The 14,304-nt window shown below is 71.0% G+C and carries 13 protein-coding genes; 6 read left to right on the forward strand and 7 right to left on the reverse strand.

The features are described 5' to 3' along the window. Nucleotides 1-240: 240 nt before the first annotated feature. From D7W81_RS32420 to D7W81_RS32430, 3 genes are all read left to right on the forward strand, one after another. Nucleotides 241-558: a DUF2795 domain-containing protein gene (locus D7W81_RS32420; protein WP_120559276.1), complete on the forward strand. Its 318-nt coding sequence runs from the start codon at nucleotides 241-243 to the stop codon at nucleotides 556-558. A gap of 83 nt (nucleotides 559-641) precedes the next feature. Beyond that, nucleotides 642-1,544 carry a hypothetical protein gene (locus D7W81_RS32425; protein WP_120559277.1) on the forward strand — a complete coding sequence of 301 codons (903 nt, stop codon included), beginning with the start codon at nucleotides 642-644 and terminating at the stop codon, nucleotides 1,542-1,544. Next, nucleotides 1,541-1,984 (forward strand): CoA-binding protein, encoded by a 444-nt coding sequence (locus D7W81_RS32430; RefSeq protein ID WP_120559278.1) that lies wholly within the window; start codon nucleotides 1,541-1,543, stop codon nucleotides 1,982-1,984. The genes D7W81_RS32425 and D7W81_RS32430 overlap by 4 nt, the downstream gene beginning before the upstream one ends. A 68-nt stretch (nucleotides 1,985-2,052) precedes the next feature. Here the strand turns inward: D7W81_RS32430 and D7W81_RS32435 are convergent, their stop codons facing one another. Together D7W81_RS32435 and D7W81_RS32440 are read right to left on the reverse strand one after the other, a co-directional pair. Next, on the reverse strand, nucleotides 2,053-3,654 hold the full coding sequence (locus D7W81_RS32435; protein WP_120559279.1) for a S8 family peptidase: 1,602 nt from the start codon (nucleotides 3,652-3,654) through the stop codon (nucleotides 2,053-2,055). Nucleotides 3,655-3,784: 130 nt separating this feature from the next. Next, nucleotides 3,785-4,663, reverse strand: a complete 879-nt coding sequence (locus tag D7W81_RS32440; protein ID WP_120559280.1) for a patatin-like phospholipase family protein — start codon at nucleotides 4,661-4,663, stop codon at nucleotides 3,785-3,787. Nucleotides 4,664-4,762: 99 nt separating this feature from the next. Here D7W81_RS32440 and D7W81_RS32445 point away from each other — a divergent pair, with 99 nt between their 5' ends. Both D7W81_RS32445 and metH read left to right on the forward strand, forming a co-directional pair. Continuing rightward, nucleotides 4,763-5,659 (forward strand): ArsR/SmtB family transcription factor, encoded by an 897-nt coding sequence (locus tag D7W81_RS32445; protein ID WP_120559281.1) that lies wholly within the window; start codon nucleotides 4,763-4,765, stop codon nucleotides 5,657-5,659. After that, on the forward strand, nucleotides 5,656-9,171 hold the full coding sequence (metH, locus tag D7W81_RS32450; RefSeq protein ID WP_120559282.1) for a methionine synthase: 3,516 nt from the start codon (nucleotides 5,656-5,658) through the stop codon (nucleotides 9,169-9,171). The genes D7W81_RS32445 and metH overlap by 4 nt, the downstream gene beginning before the upstream one ends. An 81-nt stretch (nucleotides 9,172-9,252) precedes the next feature. On the opposite strand, the gene D7W81_RS32455 is transcribed toward metH, so the two are convergent. From D7W81_RS32455 to D7W81_RS32465, 3 genes are read right to left on the reverse strand one after another with little or no spacing between them, the layout of a single operon-like run. Further along, nucleotides 9,253-9,648: a hypothetical protein gene (locus D7W81_RS32455; RefSeq protein WP_120559283.1), complete on the reverse strand. Its 396-nt coding sequence runs from the start codon at nucleotides 9,646-9,648 to the stop codon at nucleotides 9,253-9,255. A 57-nt stretch (nucleotides 9,649-9,705) separates the two neighbouring features. Continuing rightward, nucleotides 9,706-10,650: an ATP-grasp domain-containing protein gene (locus D7W81_RS32460; RefSeq protein WP_120559284.1), complete on the reverse strand. Its 945-nt coding sequence runs from the start codon at nucleotides 10,648-10,650 to the stop codon at nucleotides 9,706-9,708. Continuing rightward, nucleotides 10,647-11,507, reverse strand: a complete 861-nt coding sequence (locus tag D7W81_RS32465; protein ID WP_120559285.1) for a hypothetical protein — start codon at nucleotides 11,505-11,507, stop codon at nucleotides 10,647-10,649. Before D7W81_RS32465 ends, D7W81_RS32460 begins: the two co-directional genes overlap by 4 nt. Nucleotides 11,508-11,597: 90 nt before the next feature. Between D7W81_RS32465 and D7W81_RS32470 the strand changes: the two genes are divergently transcribed. After that, complete coding sequence (locus D7W81_RS32470; RefSeq protein WP_120559286.1) at nucleotides 11,598-12,692, forward strand: uroporphyrinogen decarboxylase/cobalamine-independent methonine synthase family protein; 1,095 nt, start codon at nucleotides 11,598-11,600, stop codon at nucleotides 12,690-12,692. A gap of 24 nt (nucleotides 12,693-12,716) precedes the next feature. On the opposite strand, the gene D7W81_RS32475 is transcribed toward D7W81_RS32470, so the two are convergent. Further along, nucleotides 12,717-12,959, reverse strand: coding sequence for a DUF2934 domain-containing protein (locus D7W81_RS32475; RefSeq protein WP_120559287.1), 243 nt, complete (start codon nucleotides 12,957-12,959; stop codon nucleotides 12,717-12,719). A gap of 200 nt (nucleotides 12,960-13,159) precedes the next feature. Continuing rightward, on the reverse strand, nucleotides 13,160-14,275 hold the full coding sequence (gene mutY, locus D7W81_RS32480) for an A/G-specific adenine glycosylase (RefSeq protein WP_244227567.1): 1,116 nt from the start codon (nucleotides 14,273-14,275) through the stop codon (nucleotides 13,160-13,162). Between the last annotated feature and the right edge of the window lie 29 nt (nucleotides 14,276-14,304).

A 14,304-nucleotide genomic window follows, 5' to 3' on the forward strand; every position in this document is an offset into this window, starting at 1 on the left:
GCGTGAGCCAGGCGACGAACAGGGAGGCGGCGGCCATCAGGGACAGACTCCGGCGGGCATTGGCGCGGCGGAAGACTCTAACCCGAAGCGGACGCTGGCAAGACGGACGGTCCCCTGCTCGCCCGGCGTCGTAGGGGGTGGCGGAGGCGAGGGTGGCCTGGGCCGGGCGTCATCCCCACGTTGTTGCGTGGATGGACGCCTGGGCATGGACGCCCGGGCGCAAGAAAGGTGGAAGGCACGATGGCTTACGGAAAGGCGGAGGATCCGGCGCGCTCTGTCACCCCGCATCTGGATGGGGTGGAGTACCCGGCGACGCGTGAGGAACTCGTCGAGGCCGCCGCGGACAGCGAGGCCCCGGTCGACATCATCAACATCCTCAAGTCCCTGCCGCAGACGGAGTACATGTTGCGCGAGCACGTGCTGCGCGACCTGGCGGAGGCCGAGCGCCGCTTCGCGATGAACGGCCTGAAGGACGACGACGGCGTGGACCGCGACCGGCGCAACATCGGGCGCGACCGCATCGAAGGCGCCCCGGACGGGCAGACGCGTCATCCGTAGTGTCGCCCGCGCGGTGACACCTTCAGCGGGACGGTGCAAGACGCTCGCGGGCGCCCTGGCTTTCTGCCAGCGTTCGCGAGCGCATGCGTCCTGGTCTTCCGTGGTGCTGTCTCCTGCTGTCGCTGGCCGCCGGGTGTACGTCCCGGTATCCGCCGCTCAACCCCGCGCCGGGGCTGCCGCCTCCGGTGCGCCTGGACTTCAAGCCCCCCGTGGACCGCCTCCTCACCGAATCCGTGCGAGCCACCCGCACCCTCCAGCGCGAGGGCCAGCCGGAGACGCGCGACGAGGCCGCGTTCACCACCGAGACGCGCTTCGCCCCGTCCGACGGCGGCTGGCGCGTGGCCCAGACCGTGCGCACGCCGCGCCAGGTGCATGACGGGCAGGACGTGCCGTCCTTGTCCGGCGCCGTGCTGGAGCGCTTCACGCTGCGCATGCAGCTGGCGGCGGACGGCACCTTCGTGAAGCTGGTGGGGCCGGAGGCCGCGCAGGAGGCGCTGCGGCAGGTGGCGCCCACGGGCACCGGTGTGCCGGAGGTGGAGCGCTTCTTCACCCCGGAGGCGCTGGAGAGCCGCACGCGCCGCGAGTGGGAGGCGAAGTACGCCGGGCTCCTGCAGCGCAACCTGGTGGAGGGCCAGCGCACGTGGGCGGTGGACTTCGTGGACGTGGACGGCGAGGAGCGCGCCTACCTGCTGGAGCGCACGGTGCAGGGCACGCGGCCCACGACGTTCGGCGACGCGGTGGTGCTGTCGCTCCAGTGCCTGGACGCGCTGCCCCCCGATGCCCCGGCGGAGCTGCGCGCCGCGTGGGTGGAGGCGGGTTCGCCCGAAATTTCGAAGGGTGTGACGTGTGAAGGCGAGCAGGTGGTGGCGTGGGGCCGGTTCATCCCGGTGCGCCGCCTGTTGAAGGTGAAGGCAGTGGGGGCGGGCGGGACGCTGACGCTCACCACCGAGTCCCAGGCGGAAGCGCTTCAGGAGGAAGGGCCATGAGCCACGACGAGTACCTCATCGAGGACGACGCGGGTGTGAAGCGCGTGGTGCAGGAAGCCAGGCGCGTGGCGGTGCTGGGCATCAAGACGGAGGACCACTCCGCGCAGCCCGCGTACTACGTGCCGGAGTACCTGGCGAAGGCGGGCGTGGACGTGGTGCCGGTGCCCGTCTACTACCCGGACGCGAAGGTGATTTTGGGCAAGCCCGTGTACCGGAAGCTGGTGGACATCCCGGGCGACATCGACCTCGTGGACGTGTTCCGCAGGCCGGGTGACATCGACCAGCACGTGGACGACATCATCGCGAAGAAGCCCAAGGCGGTGTGGTTCCAGTCCGGCATCCGCAACGACGACGCGGCGAGGAAGCTGGCGGCGGCGGGCATCCGCGTGGTGCAGGACCGCTGCCTGATGGTGGACCACCGCCGCTACAGCGGACGCTGAAGAAAAAACAACGGCCCTCCGCACCCGAAGGGCACGGAGGGCCGTGTGCCGAAGCGAGGCGGCCTGGCTCAGTAGTTGCCGGAGATGACCTTGGGCAGGGCCTTCTGCAGGTCCGGCAGCGGGCCAATCTGCCGCGAGTCCGCGGCCTGCGCCGTGCCGTTGTTGCGCAAGAGGCCGCGCATCTGCACGGACGTCAGCAGCCGGCCGTTGGCCTTCGCCACGCCCTGGGCGCTGACCGCGGCGCCCACGATGATGGGCGACGCGCTGGAGGTGCCGCTGAACGTGGACGTGTAGTACTGGTCCTCGCCGTACGCGTTGCCGAAGCGGTCACCGTAGCCGGTGGTGACGACGGACTCGCCCCAGCCGTGCACGTTCACGCGCTGACCGAAGTTCGTCCAGCACATGGGCACGCGCGTGGTGGCGGTGCTGGCGCCCACCAGGATGGCGCCCGAGTCACGCGTGGCCGGGTTGAACCGGCCGCCGTACGCCGCCGCGTCCAGGTTCGCGCTGCCGTTGCCCGCGGCCTCCACCACGATGACGCCGTTGGCGGTGGCGTTGCGGATGGCGTCGTAGTTGTCCTGCCAGTACTCCATCGCGATGTAGTTGCACTGGGACGTGTTGCACGTGCAGGCCGTGCCGTCCGCGGGGCCGCCCGCGTGCAGCTCGATCAGGATGACGCCGCCCCTGCCCACGGCCGTGGCGGCGTTGGCGATGGCGCTCGCGCTGCTCTGCGCGCCAATGGCCTCCACGCCCGGCGACGCCAGGTTGGCGATGCCCGTCACGCCGTAACCGTTGGACGTGCCCACGATTTCACCCAGCACCGCGGTGCCGTGGTTGCGCCAGCCCAGGTCGTTGTACTGCGTGCCGCCCACGCGGAAGAACGTGGGGAAGTCCTCGTGCGTGGTGCGCCAGCCACCCTCGATGTCCACGAACTTCACGTTGCTGCCCCGGCCGCCCGTCTGCGTCCACGCGTACGTCGCGTTGACGCCGGAGGGCGCCGCGTTGAGGTAGCCCTGGTTGGCCTGGTACAGCGGCGTGGTGGGCGGCAGGTCCGCGGCGGACAAGAGCGCGCGCAGGCCCGCCTCCATGGCGAAGTTCACCATCGCCGGCTCCGGGGGAGGCGCCGCGTAGGCCGTCTCCACGCTGGCCACGCGGTTGAGCGCCGCCACCAGGTCCGCCACGGTGTCCGCGGTGGTGCCGGGCAGGAGCGGAACTTCGAAGTACAGGTTCAGGTCCGCCAGCTGCTCGCCGCTCGTCTTCTCACCCGACGCCTTGCTCGCGTCCAGCGTGGCCTCCTCGGCCTGGAACACGCGGTCCAGCGAACCGATGCGCGGCGCGCGGTCCAGCAGCGCCACCACCTCCGCCAGGTCCGTCTCCACGCGCGCGGAGTCCAGGCGCAGGCCGGACAGGAGCTCGCGCTCGCTGGCGCTCCGCTCGGAGGACAGGGCGCGCAGCGCGTTGTCGCGCAGGCGCACGTGGCTGCCCTCATGGAACTTCACCACCAGCCGCTCCACGAACGTCCCCGCGGGCAGCTCGCGCCCCGTGGGCTTCGCCAAGAGCGTGCGCGGCGCCAGCGAGGGGGCGGCACCAGCAGCGGGGGCCAACGCCAGCAGGGACACAGCCATGACCGCGCCACGGAAGCGGAGCGGGGACAGCGTCGACTTCAGCATGGACTTCCTCCGGGATGGACAACATCCCCACCATGCCACGCCGGTCTGTCATTCAAATCTGGCTATTCTGTTATTTCTGTCCTGTTGATTTATTCGGCCCTCGTTGAACCCGTTGGGCGTGCGAAGGGGTTCAGGTGGTCCCCTCGAACGGAACCGGAGGCCGGGCGAGGGCGCGCTCGGCGGACAGCCGGGCCTGGTCCAGGGCGTCGAAGCCGCGCTCCAGCGTGGCGGGCGTCACCGGGGGCAGGTTGGAGACGACGACGTAGACGGGCACGTTGCGCGTCTGGAGCACGGTGAGCTGGAGGCGGAAGTGGTCGCGCCGGAGCGCGGCGGAGCCCGCGGCCAGGCCCTGCGGATAGGCCATGGGGCCGCCCACCACCTTGCGCGTCCGGCTGGGCAGGAAGTGCACGAGGATGGCGTCCAGGTCCTTGCCAATGGCGCTCTCCTGGAGCGACAGCGCGGGCGCCTTGTCCACCAGACCGCCGTCCCAGAACAGCTGGCCGTCCAGGGGCACCGCGCGGAAGAGGCCCGGGTACGCGCAGGTGGCGTGGACGCGCGGGGCCAGGTCCCCCGTGGTGAACACCTGATGCGTGCCGTGGGTGAGGTTCGCGGCGGTGAGCAGCAGCGGGTGCGGCAGGTCCTCGAAGGTGGACACCGGCAGCGTGGACTCCAGCAGGCGCCGGAAGCGCTCGCCCTTGAGCAGGCCTGTGAAGCCGTGCCCCTGCGACGCCACGTTGAGCACCGCGCCAATGGGGTCCGGGTCCCAGAAGTTGGCCCGCGTCTGGCTCAGCACCAGCTCCTCCAGCGCCGGCATGGGCATGCCCGCCGCCGCGTACGCCGCCACCATCCCGCCCGCGGACGTGCCCGCGTAGGCGTGGGGCTTGAGGCCGGAGCCATGCAGCCCCTTGAGGAAGCCCGCGTGGCCGTAGAAGCCGAAGTAGCCCGCGGAGAGGACCAGCCCGAACCGCTTGCCTTCGAGCAGGGAGTGCAGCGTGGAGGAGGACGCCATGGCGGATTTCTACGGCATGGGTGCAACCCAAGGCAACGCAATGCGTTGGCGGGGCCATTGTGGCCGGGTCAGGGTATCGATATATGTTGATGGCTCGATATGGACGTCCTCTCCCAATCCTTCCGTGTCCTGGGGGACACGACCCGGCTGCGCATCCTGCGGCTGGTGGCCCAGGCGCCGCTGAACGTGACGGAGCTGGTGTCGCTGGTGGGCGTGGCCCAGTCGTCGGTGTCGCACCACCTGTCGAAGCTGAAGGGGCTGGGGCTCATCCGCGAGGAGCGGCAGGCGGGGTTCACGTACTACTCGCTGGCGCTGGAGCCGGATGACTCGCGCTGGCCGCTGGTCCGGCTGGCGCGCGAGGCGGAGGACGCGGCGGGGGACTCCGCGCGGCTCAACGACCTCTTGCGCGCGCGGGAGGACCGGCAGGCGCTCAATGAGCGGCTCCTGGAGCCCGGCCAGTCGTGGTTCCTCTGGGCCGGGGCGCTGGCGTCGCTGCTGCCGCCGCTGGACGTGGCGGACTTCGGCTGCGGCACGGGCGTGTTCAGCCGGGCCATGGCGCGGTGGGCGCGGCACGTGTGGGCCATCGACCAGAGCGAGGACGCGCTGTCCCAGGCTCGAACTCTGGCCTCCCGTGACGAACTGACCAACATCACGTTCCTGCGCGAGGACCTGCACCGGCTTTCGCTCGGCGGCGGGCGCATGGACCTGGTGGTGATTTCGCAGAGCCTGCACCACGTCGAGTCGCCCTCGGCGGTGGTGCGGGAGGCGGCGCGGCTGCTCAAGCCGGGCGGCCGGCTGGTGGTGCTGGAGCTGATGCCGCACGAAGAGAAGTGGGTGCTGGAGCGGTTGGGGCACCGGCACCTGGGCTTTTCGCCCGAAGTCCTGGAAGCGGCCCTTCGCGAGGCCGGCTTCACGTCGTTCACCCGCGAGACGCATGCGCGCGACGGGGCCAGCCCCTTCCGCGTCTTCCTGCTGACCGGAGTCAAACCGTCATGACGAGCCACATCGCCCACCCCCTGCCGCTTCCCCCCGGGGAGCACGGCCAGCGCGTGGAGGCGCTCAAGGCCGCGATGCGCGAGCGCATCCTGGTGCTGGATGGCGCCATGGGCACGCTCCTTCAGAACCACCACCTGGTGGCGGCGGACTTCGGCGGCGCGGAGTACGAGGGCTGCAACGAGCACCTGGTCCTGACCCGCCCGGACATCATCGAGGGCATCCACGCGAAGTACTTCGCCGCGGGCGCGGACGTGACGGAGACGGACAGCTTCGGCGGCACGCCGGTGGTGCTGGCGGAGTTCGAGCTGGGCCACAAGGCGCATGACATCAACGTCGCCGCGTCCCGCCTGGCGCTGAAGGCCGCGAAGGCCGCGGAGGCGAAGGACGGGCGCATGCGCTGGGTGGCGGGCTCCATTGGCCCCACCACCAAGGCCATCAGCGTCACGGGCGGCATCACCTTCGAGGAGCTGGTGGACAACTTCGCCGTGCAGGCGGAGGCGCTCGCCGTGGGCGGCTCCGACTACCTCCTGGTGGAGACGGCGCAGGACACGCGCAACGTGAAGGCGGCGCTCCTGGGCATCGACCGCGCGTTCCAGAAGCTGGGCTGGAAGCTGCCGGTGGCGGTGTCCGGCACGATTGAACCCATGGGCACGATGCTCGCGGGCCAGTCCGTGGAGAGCCTGGCCACGTCGCTGGAGCACACGGACCTCCTGTACCTGGGGCTCAACTGCGCCACGGGTCCGGACTTCATGACGGACCACATCCGGTCGCTGTCCTCCATGTGCCCGTTCCCGGTGTCGTGCGTGCCCAACGCGGGCCTGCCGGACGAGAACGGCCAGTACCTGGAGTCGCCGGAGATGATCTCCCGGTCGCTCAAGCGCTTCTGTGACAGCGGCTGGCTCAATGTGGTGGGCGGCTGTTGCGGCACGCACGCGGGCCACATCGAGTCGCTCGCCGCGATGGTGAAGGGCCTCAAGCCGCGCACGGAGACGCCGAAGCCGCGCTCGTCGCTGTCCGGCGTGGACTACCTGGAGGTGACGGACGAGCAGCGCCCCATCATCGTGGGCGAGCGCACGAACGTCATCGGCAGCAAGAAGTTCAAGGAGCTCATCGTCGCGGGCCAGTTCGACGACGCGTCGGAGATTGCCCGCGCCCAGGTGCGGCGCGCGGCGCAGGTCATCGACATCTGCCTGGCGAACCCGGACCGGGATGAGCTGGAGGACATGCGCCACTTCCTGGAGGTGGTGGTCAAGAAGGTGCGCGTGCCGCTGATGATCGACTCGACGGACGAGAAGGTCATCGCCATGGCGCTCACGTACTGCCAGGGCAAGGCCATCATCAACTCCGTCAACCTGGAGGACGGCGAGGAGCGCTTCGAGAAGGTCGTCCCCCTGGCGAAGGCGTTCGGCGCGGCGCTGGTGGTGGGCTGCATCGACGAGGTGGGCATGGCCGTCACGCGCGACCGCAAGCTCGCCGTGGCCGAGCGCAGCTTCGAATTGCTCACCCAGAAGTACGGCATGCGCGCGGAGGACCTGTACTTCGACCCGCTCGTGTTCCCCTGCGCCTCCGGTGACGCGCAGTACACCGGCAGCGGCGTGGAGACGATTGAGGGCGTGCGCCTCATCAAGCAGCGCTTCCCGCAGTGCCGCACGGTGCTGGGCATCAGCAACGTGTCCTTCGGCCTGCCCACCGCGGGCCGCGAGGTGTTGAACTCCGTGTTCCTGTACCACTGCGTGCAGGCGGGCCTGGACATGGCGCTCGTCAACTCGGAGAAGCTGGAGCGCTACCCGTCGCTTCCCGAAGAGGAGCGGAAGCTGTCGGAAGACCTCATCTACAACCGGGGCACGGACCCCGTGACGCCCTTCGCGGCGCACTTCCGCGAGCGCAAGCCCGCGCGCGCCCAGGTGAGCAGCCTGCCGCTGTTCGAGCGGCTCCAGCGCTACATCATCGAGGGCACGCGCGACGGCCTCACCGGGGACCTGGACCTGGCGATGAAGGAGATGGCGCCGCTGGACATCATCAACGGGCCGCTGATGAAGGGCATGGACGAGGTGGGCCGCCTCTTCGGCGCCAACGAGCTCATCGTCGCGGAGGTGCTCCAGAGCGCGGAGTCCATGAAGGCGGCGGTGAGCCACCTGGAGCCGCACATGAGCCAGACCCAGGCAGCGTCGCGCGGGAAGATCGTCCTCGCGACGGTGAAGGGGGACGTGCACGACATCGGCAAGAACCTGGTGGAGATCATCCTCGCCAACAACGGCTTCCAGGTGGTGAACCTGGGCATCAAGGTCCCGCCGGAGCAGCTGGTGCAGGCGGTGAAGGAACACCGCCCGGACATCCTGGGCCTGTCGGGCCTGCTGGTGAAGAGCGCGCACCAGATGGTGGCCACCGCGGAGGACCTGAAGCGCGCGGGCGTGGAGACGCCCATCCTGGTGGGCGGCGCCGCGCTCAGCCGCAACTTCGTGGACCGCAACATCGCCCCGGCCTACGGCGGCGGCACGGTGGCCTACGCGCAGGACGCGATGAACGGCCTGGAGCTGGCGAAGCAGATTGTGGAGCCGGGCGCGCACGCGAAGCTGCGCGACGACCTGGCCGCCCGCCGGCTGAAGCTGGCGCAGGAGGTGAAGGACCGCCCCGCGCCCGCCGCCCCGGTGCGCCGCTCGCGCAGCAAGGACGTGCCGGTGCTGGACGCGGTGCCGCCCGCGCCGGACTTCGCGCGGCACGTGCTCACCAACACGCCGTTGGACCACATCTGGAAGTTCATCAACCCGGTGATGCTCTACGGCCGCCACCTGGGCCTGCGCACGTCGTCGCGCGCGCTGGGCACCCCGGCGGAGGCGGAGCTGGCGAAGACGGAGGAGGGCCGCAAGGCGCTGGCGCTGAAGGAGGCGGTGGAGGAGCTGAAGACGCTCCTGCGCGGCGGCGTGATGCAGGCGCGCTCGGTGTTCCAGTTCTTCAAGGCGGCCAGCGACGGCGACCGCGTGCTGCTCTTCGACGGCACCACGGGCGAAGCGGTGACGTCCTTCGACTTCCCCCGGCAGGACAAGGACAACGGCCTGTGCCTGGCCGACTACGTGAAGCCGCTGGAGAACGGCAAGCCGGTGGACGCGCTCTCGCTGTTCGTCACCACGGCGGGCTCGGGCATCCGCGAGCTGTCCGAGGGCTTCAAGGCGAAGGGTGAGTTCCTCAAGATGCACGCGGTGCAGGCGCTGGCGCTGGAGACGGCGGAGGGCTACGCGGAGCTCTTGCACACGCAGCTGCGCAGCATGTGGGGCTTCCCGGACCGCGCGGACATGACGATGCTGGAGCGCTTCCGCGCGGAGTACACCGGCAAGCGCTACTCGTTCGGCTACCCGGCGTGCCCGCGGCTGGAGGACCAGACGAAGCTCTTCGCCGCGCTCAAGCCGGAGGAGATCGGCGTGCAGCTCACCGACGGCTGCATGATGGAGCCGGAGGCGAGCGTGTCCGCCATCGTCTTCCACCACGCGAATGCGACGTACTTCTCCGTGACGTAACGGAGGCAAACGTGGGGGCGGCGGGATGAAGCGCCGGGAAGGGGCCTGCACGGGCCGCCCTTCCCGGGTGCAACGGGGACGTCAGGCGCGCAGGTCGGACAGGGCGCTGGCGAAGGCGTGGGCGGAAGAGCCCAGGGCCGCGCTGGCCTCCTTGCCCTTCTTCTTCGCCTTGTCCTCGTTGATCTTCTTGTGCGCCTCGTCGCGCGCGTCCTTCTCCTTGTGGATGGCCTTGTCCTCGATGTCCTTGCCCTTGTCGGTGAGGCCGGTGTCGACCAGCTTCTTGCCACCGTCAGCGGCCTTCTTCCCGGTGTCGAGGACGCCCATCAGCGACCAGGTCTCGGCCAGCGCCGTCTCCACCGCCTGACGCAGCTCCCGCGCGCCCTGGCCCACCGCAGGCGCCTCGACGTGCCCCGCCTCCGCCAGCTTCGGCAGGTCCTGCGACGTGATGAGCCCCACTTCGATGTCGTGCTTCGCCATGGTGTTTCCCCCTGGTGGTTCCGGAAATTCCCGTGGTTCCGGAATTTTGCGGCGTTGCTATCTTAATGGGGCGTGAAGAAAAGCCGCAAGGGCCCCCGCGATGGGGAGGCCGGCGTGCTGTTCGAACCACATGAAGCCGGGGCTGGTGTTGACCTCCAGGCAGACCCAGTCGCCGGGGTCGGAGGAGCCGCCGGGGGGCTCGATGAGGTCGATGCCGGACAGGTCGAGGCCGAGCGCGCGCGACAGGCGCCGGCAGGCGTCGGCCACGGGCTGGGGCAGCGTCACTGCGTGCAGGCTCACGGTGTGGCCGGTGGCGTCCGGGTGGCGGTAGTCCAGGGCCTGGGTCTCCGCGCGGCAGGCCAGCACCTCACTGGCGCCCACGACGTGGACCCGGACGTTGGCGCCGGGGATGCGCTGCTGGAACTGGTGCGGGGGCAGCGGGTGGCCGGGACGGGCCGCGGCGCGGGTCTCCTGCCATGACACCTGCTTCACCAGGGAGCGCTCGTCGCTCACGGACTTGATGATGGGGTCTCCGTCCAGGCCCCGGGCAAAGGCCTCCCAGCGCGTCCAGTCCGCGCCGGCCAGGGTGTCCGGCACGCGCAGGCCCGCGGCGAGGATGGCGGCGTACTGACACGGCTTGCTGCCGTTGGACATCATCGCCGTCATGCGGTTGGCCACCGGGCCGGGGAACAGGTCCAGCAGCGCCGCCGCGTGGGCCCGCTCGGCCCGGGCCTCTGGCGTCTGGGACAGCTCCAGGCCGCCCGTGCCCAGCCGCGAATAGATGCCGGAGAGGGACTCCAGCCCCACGCGCCAGGTGGGGAAGCACACCGAGCCGGTCAGGCGTCCGGGGCCCGGAGGCCCGGGGTGCCAGTCCAGCTCCAGCCGGACCTCGGCGCCCAGGTGGCGCTCGTCCACGAAGAGATACTCCCGTCCGGTGGCGGTGAGATGCGACAGGAAGAACGCCGTCAGCAGCTCGTCCACCGGCCCCATGACGAGGATCATCGCGCGTCCTCCTGGCCCGTCAGCAGCTCGCGAGCGAAGGACGCCAGGTGCTCGCGCGCCTCTGGCCTCTCGTCGGCGAGCATCGACTCCAGCTCCTCCGGGAGGGTGGAGAGCTGCAGCGCCGTCCAGGGCGCGGCGGCGGCGTCGTCGGAGGGCTCGCGGGGCACCAGCAGGACCTCCAGGAAGTCGGCGTCGCACGCCCGCGCCAACTGGAGCAGGTCCGCCTCCAGGTCCGCGGGCGGTGCCAGCCGGGGCTTGTCGTCCTCCAGGCGCCACAGCGTGACCCGCTGTCCCGCCACCAGGGCCAGGTGGAGAGGGCCGGGCGTGGGGACCGTCCACCACACCTGCGCGCGGCTGACCTCCGCCTCGCGGGGCCAGGGCTTCCAGCGCCGCCCGTCCTCGGGCCGGGGGCCCAGGTGGAAGCAGGGGGGAAAGAGGACGGACGCCTCGCGCCGTGCCGGCAGCCGCTGCGCCAGCAGCCGCCAGAGCGCCAGCGTCCACAGCGGCGCGAGCAGGCCGCGGCGATTGATGCTGCGCGCGGGGCAGCAGGTATGGAAGCCGTCGCGCAGCGCCTCGTGCTCGGCGCGCATGTACTCGCTCGGGGCCGGGGGGGGAGGGCGCTCGGTGAGGCACCAGAGCACGTCCTCGCCGGTCAGCTCCGTGTCGCTGGCCCCCTCCGTGTCCAGCAGCCCTCCCCGGAACCGGCCGGCCCTCAGCTCCAGCCAGGGCGTGGTGGTGGTGCCCCAGGCGGCGGCGGACACCTCCGTGAGCGGCACGCTGGCGCGCCGGGCCTCGGCGCGGAGCAGTTCGCGCAGGAAGGGGAACGGCTCGGCGCCGATCAGGACGAAGCGGGGCATGTGCCCGTGAGCCTCGCAGGACGGCTCCCCGGGGAACAATCCCCCGTGCAAGTCCGGCCGCCTTTCCCTGGAAGGGCTAGATTGCCCCCCATGCCTTCGCCCACCATCCGTCGCGCCGTCCAGCTCCTGCCCGCGTGTGCCACGACGGGCATCGGCAGCCTGCCGCACACCCAGGTGGAACTGGGTCTGCAAGCCGCGCTCGCCATGGACATCCCGTTCCTGCCGCAGCTGCCGGTGGGGCATCCGTCGGAGCTGATGATCCCCGCCGCCCTGGAGGGCCTGCCCGGCCTTCGCTTCGACGAGGACGGCGTCTGCACGGTGGACGTGGACGCGTGGAACGCCGGGCGCGCGGCCTTCGAGGCGCGGCTGGACGCGGCGCTCGCCTCCGGAAACCTGGAGTCCTTCGAGCCCACCGCGGACGCGTGCCGCGCGTGGAAGCCGTTCCTCTGGGAGGTGGAGCACCGCAAGCTGGCGTTCGCGAAGGCGCAGCTGGCCGGCCCCTTCACGGTGCGCTCCGTGGTGCGCACCGAGACGGGCGAGCCGGTGCTGGCGGTGCCGGGCCTGGACGCGGCGCTGTACCGGCTGGTGATGGTGCGCGCGCTGGCCATGGTGCGCGCCCTCAAGCGCACGGGCACCACGCCCCTGTTCTACCTGGACGAGCCCGGCCTCTACGCCTACGTGCGGATGAACCCCCAGCACCTGCTGGCGCAACAGGAGCTGCGGCTCCTGGTGGTGGCGCTGCAGCGTGAAGGGGCGCTCGTGGGCATCCACTGCTGCGGCAACACGGACTGGGGCGTGCTGCTGGACGCGCAGGCGGATCTCGTCTCGCTGGACGTGCGGCTGTCGCTGGACGCGATGCTGGAGGAGACGGACGCGCTCAAGCGCTTCCTCGACTCCGGCGCCACGCTGAGCCTGGGCGTCATCCCCACGGACCTGGCGTCCACGTATTCGGTGGAGGAGCTGTCGGACTCGGTGGAGGCGTCGTTGAAGGCGGCGCTGCCGGGTGACATCGGCTTCGCGCGCGCGCTGTCCACGGTGCTGCTGACGCCGGCGTGCGGCCTGGCGATGCGCTCGGTGATGGACGCGGAGCGCATCCTGGAGGAGCTGAAGCAGGCCCAGCGCCGGCTGAAGCGGGCGCTGGAGTCCGAACGTCCGTCCCTCCAGGGACTGCCGCCCGCGCACTGAAGCGCGAGCGGCCATGGCAACCGGCTACTGACGGCCGAGCCGCAGCTCGCGCTCGGCCTGATGCCAGTCGTGCTCGGGGTTGCCGTGCGTGCCGCCGCGGGCCTGGAAGATTTCGTAGGCGCGGCGGGAGATCTGCTCCTGCGTGGGCGCGGCGGTCTTGTTCGTGGGCGCGCTCGCCGTGGCCACCGGCTTCTTGTCCTCGGTCCGCTCCGGCGCGGCCTTGGAGGCCGGGTTCGGTTGCGACTTCTGCGCGTTCTGACGGGCCATGGGGGCTTCCTCCTGGAAAAGGCGGCCTGAAGCTTCGGACGCGCCCCTGCATCACGGAAGAGACCCAAGGCGAGCGGGGTTGCCGGAGCGACATCGCAGGTCGCTAAGTGTTGAGACACCAACGGGCCATCCCGCTCGGAAAATCCGTCCGCGGAAGGGCCTCGTACACCGGGTCCGCGAACTGAAAGCCGCCAGACGCTTCAGCGCCCGGTCGCCTTCCTGGCGACGCGGCCCGGAGTCTTCTTCACGGGCGCATCACCCCCCATCACGCCGTGCCCCAGCGCCGCATCGAGCGCGCGCTGCATCGCGGTGCTCATGCCCAGCGCCTCCGCCTCTTGCGGCGTGCACCAGCGCAGCTCCTGGAACGCGGCGGACTTCGTGGGGCGCTTGTCTCCGGACACGCGCAGCAGCCGCAGCGTGAGGTCGCGGTGGGTGAGCTGCCGGCGCACGCTGTCCAGCGTCCCTAGCAGCGTGAGCGGCGCGCCCAGCGTCGTGGACAGCCGCTCCGTCGCCTCCGCTTCGGACGTGTCCTCCTCCACCTCCACGGCGGGCAGCTCCCACAGGCCGCCGAAGAGCCCCTTGTCCGCGCGGCGTGCGAACAGGAGCGTGCCCGCGTGCGGCCACACGGCCAGCGCCAGGAACAGCTTGCGAGGCGCGGCGCGCACCTTGGCCGGAGGCAGCTCGTCCACGCGGCCCTTCTTGAACGCGATGCACCCGTCGCGCACGGGGCACAGCAGGCACAGCGGGGACTCCGGCCGGCACACCGTGGCGCCGTGCTCCATCAGCGCCTGGTTGAAGTCCCCGGGCCGCTCGCCCTTCACCAGCGCGGAGGCCAGCGCCCACAGCGTGGCCTCGCGCTCGCGGTCCCCGGGCAGGCCCTCCACCTCGAAGAGGCGCGACAGCACGCGGGCCACGTTGCCGTCCACGATGGGCGCTTCCTCGCCAAAGGCGATGGAGGCCACGGCCCCGGCCGTGTAGCGCCCGAAGCCGGGCAGGGTGAGCAGCGCCTCCGCCGTGGACGGGAGCTTCCCGCCAAAGCGCTCCACCACCTCCTGCGCCGCGCGGTGCAGGTTGCGCGCGCGCGAGTAGTAGCCCAGCCCCTTCCACCCGGAGAGCACGTCGTCCAGGGGCGCGGAGGCCAGGGCCTTCACCGTGGGAAAGCGTGCGAGGAAACGCTCCCAGTACGGGATGACCGTGGCCACCTGGGTCTGCTGGAGCATGACCTCGCTGAGCCAGATGGCGTACGGGTCGCGCGTGCGGCGCCAGGGCAGGTCGCGCTTGTTCCGGTCGTACCAGGAGAGCAGCGGACCGTGCAGGGCGGCGTGGCGTTCAGGGGAGACGGGGG

The sequence above is a fragment of the Corallococcus aberystwythensis genome (assembly GCF_003612165.1).
Lineage (GTDB): Bacteria > Myxococcota > Myxococcia > Myxococcales > Myxococcaceae > Corallococcus > Corallococcus aberystwythensis.

Coding starts and splice junctions, on each gene's coding strand:
- D7W81_RS32420 (WP_120559276.1), top strand. CDS start 241: ATGGCTTACGGAAAGGCGGAGGATCCGGCGCGCTCTGTCACCCCGCAT.
- D7W81_RS32445 (WP_120559281.1), top strand. CDS start 4,763: ATGGACGTCCTCTCCCAATCCTTCCGTGTCCTGGGGGACACGACCCGG.
- D7W81_RS32430 (WP_120559278.1), top strand. CDS start 1,541: ATGAGCCACGACGAGTACCTCATCGAGGACGACGCGGGTGTGAAGCGC.
- D7W81_RS32425 (WP_120559277.1), top strand. CDS start 642: ATGCGTCCTGGTCTTCCGTGGTGCTGTCTCCTGCTGTCGCTGGCCGCC.
- D7W81_RS32440 (WP_120559280.1), bottom strand. CDS start 4,663: ATGGCGTCCTCCTCCACGCTGCACTCCCTGCTCGAAGGCAAGCGGTTC.
- D7W81_RS32455 (WP_120559283.1), bottom strand. CDS start 9,648: ATGGCGAAGCACGACATCGAAGTGGGGCTCATCACGTCGCAGGACCTG.
- D7W81_RS32470 (WP_120559286.1), top strand. CDS start 11,598: ATGCCTTCGCCCACCATCCGTCGCGCCGTCCAGCTCCTGCCCGCGTGT.
- D7W81_RS32460 (WP_120559284.1), bottom strand. CDS start 10,650: ATGATCCTCGTCATGGGGCCGGTGGACGAGCTGCTGACGGCGTTCTTC.
- D7W81_RS32475 (WP_120559287.1), bottom strand. CDS start 12,959: ATGGCCCGTCAGAACGCGCAGAAGTCGCAACCGAACCCGGCCTCCAAG.
- metH (WP_120559282.1), top strand. CDS start 5,656: ATGACGAGCCACATCGCCCACCCCCTGCCGCTTCCCCCCGGGGAGCAC.
- D7W81_RS32465 (WP_120559285.1), bottom strand. CDS start 11,507: ATGCCCCGCTTCGTCCTGATCGGCGCCGAGCCGTTCCCCTTCCTGCGC.
- D7W81_RS32435 (WP_120559279.1), bottom strand. CDS start 3,654: ATGCTGAAGTCGACGCTGTCCCCGCTCCGCTTCCGTGGCGCGGTCATG.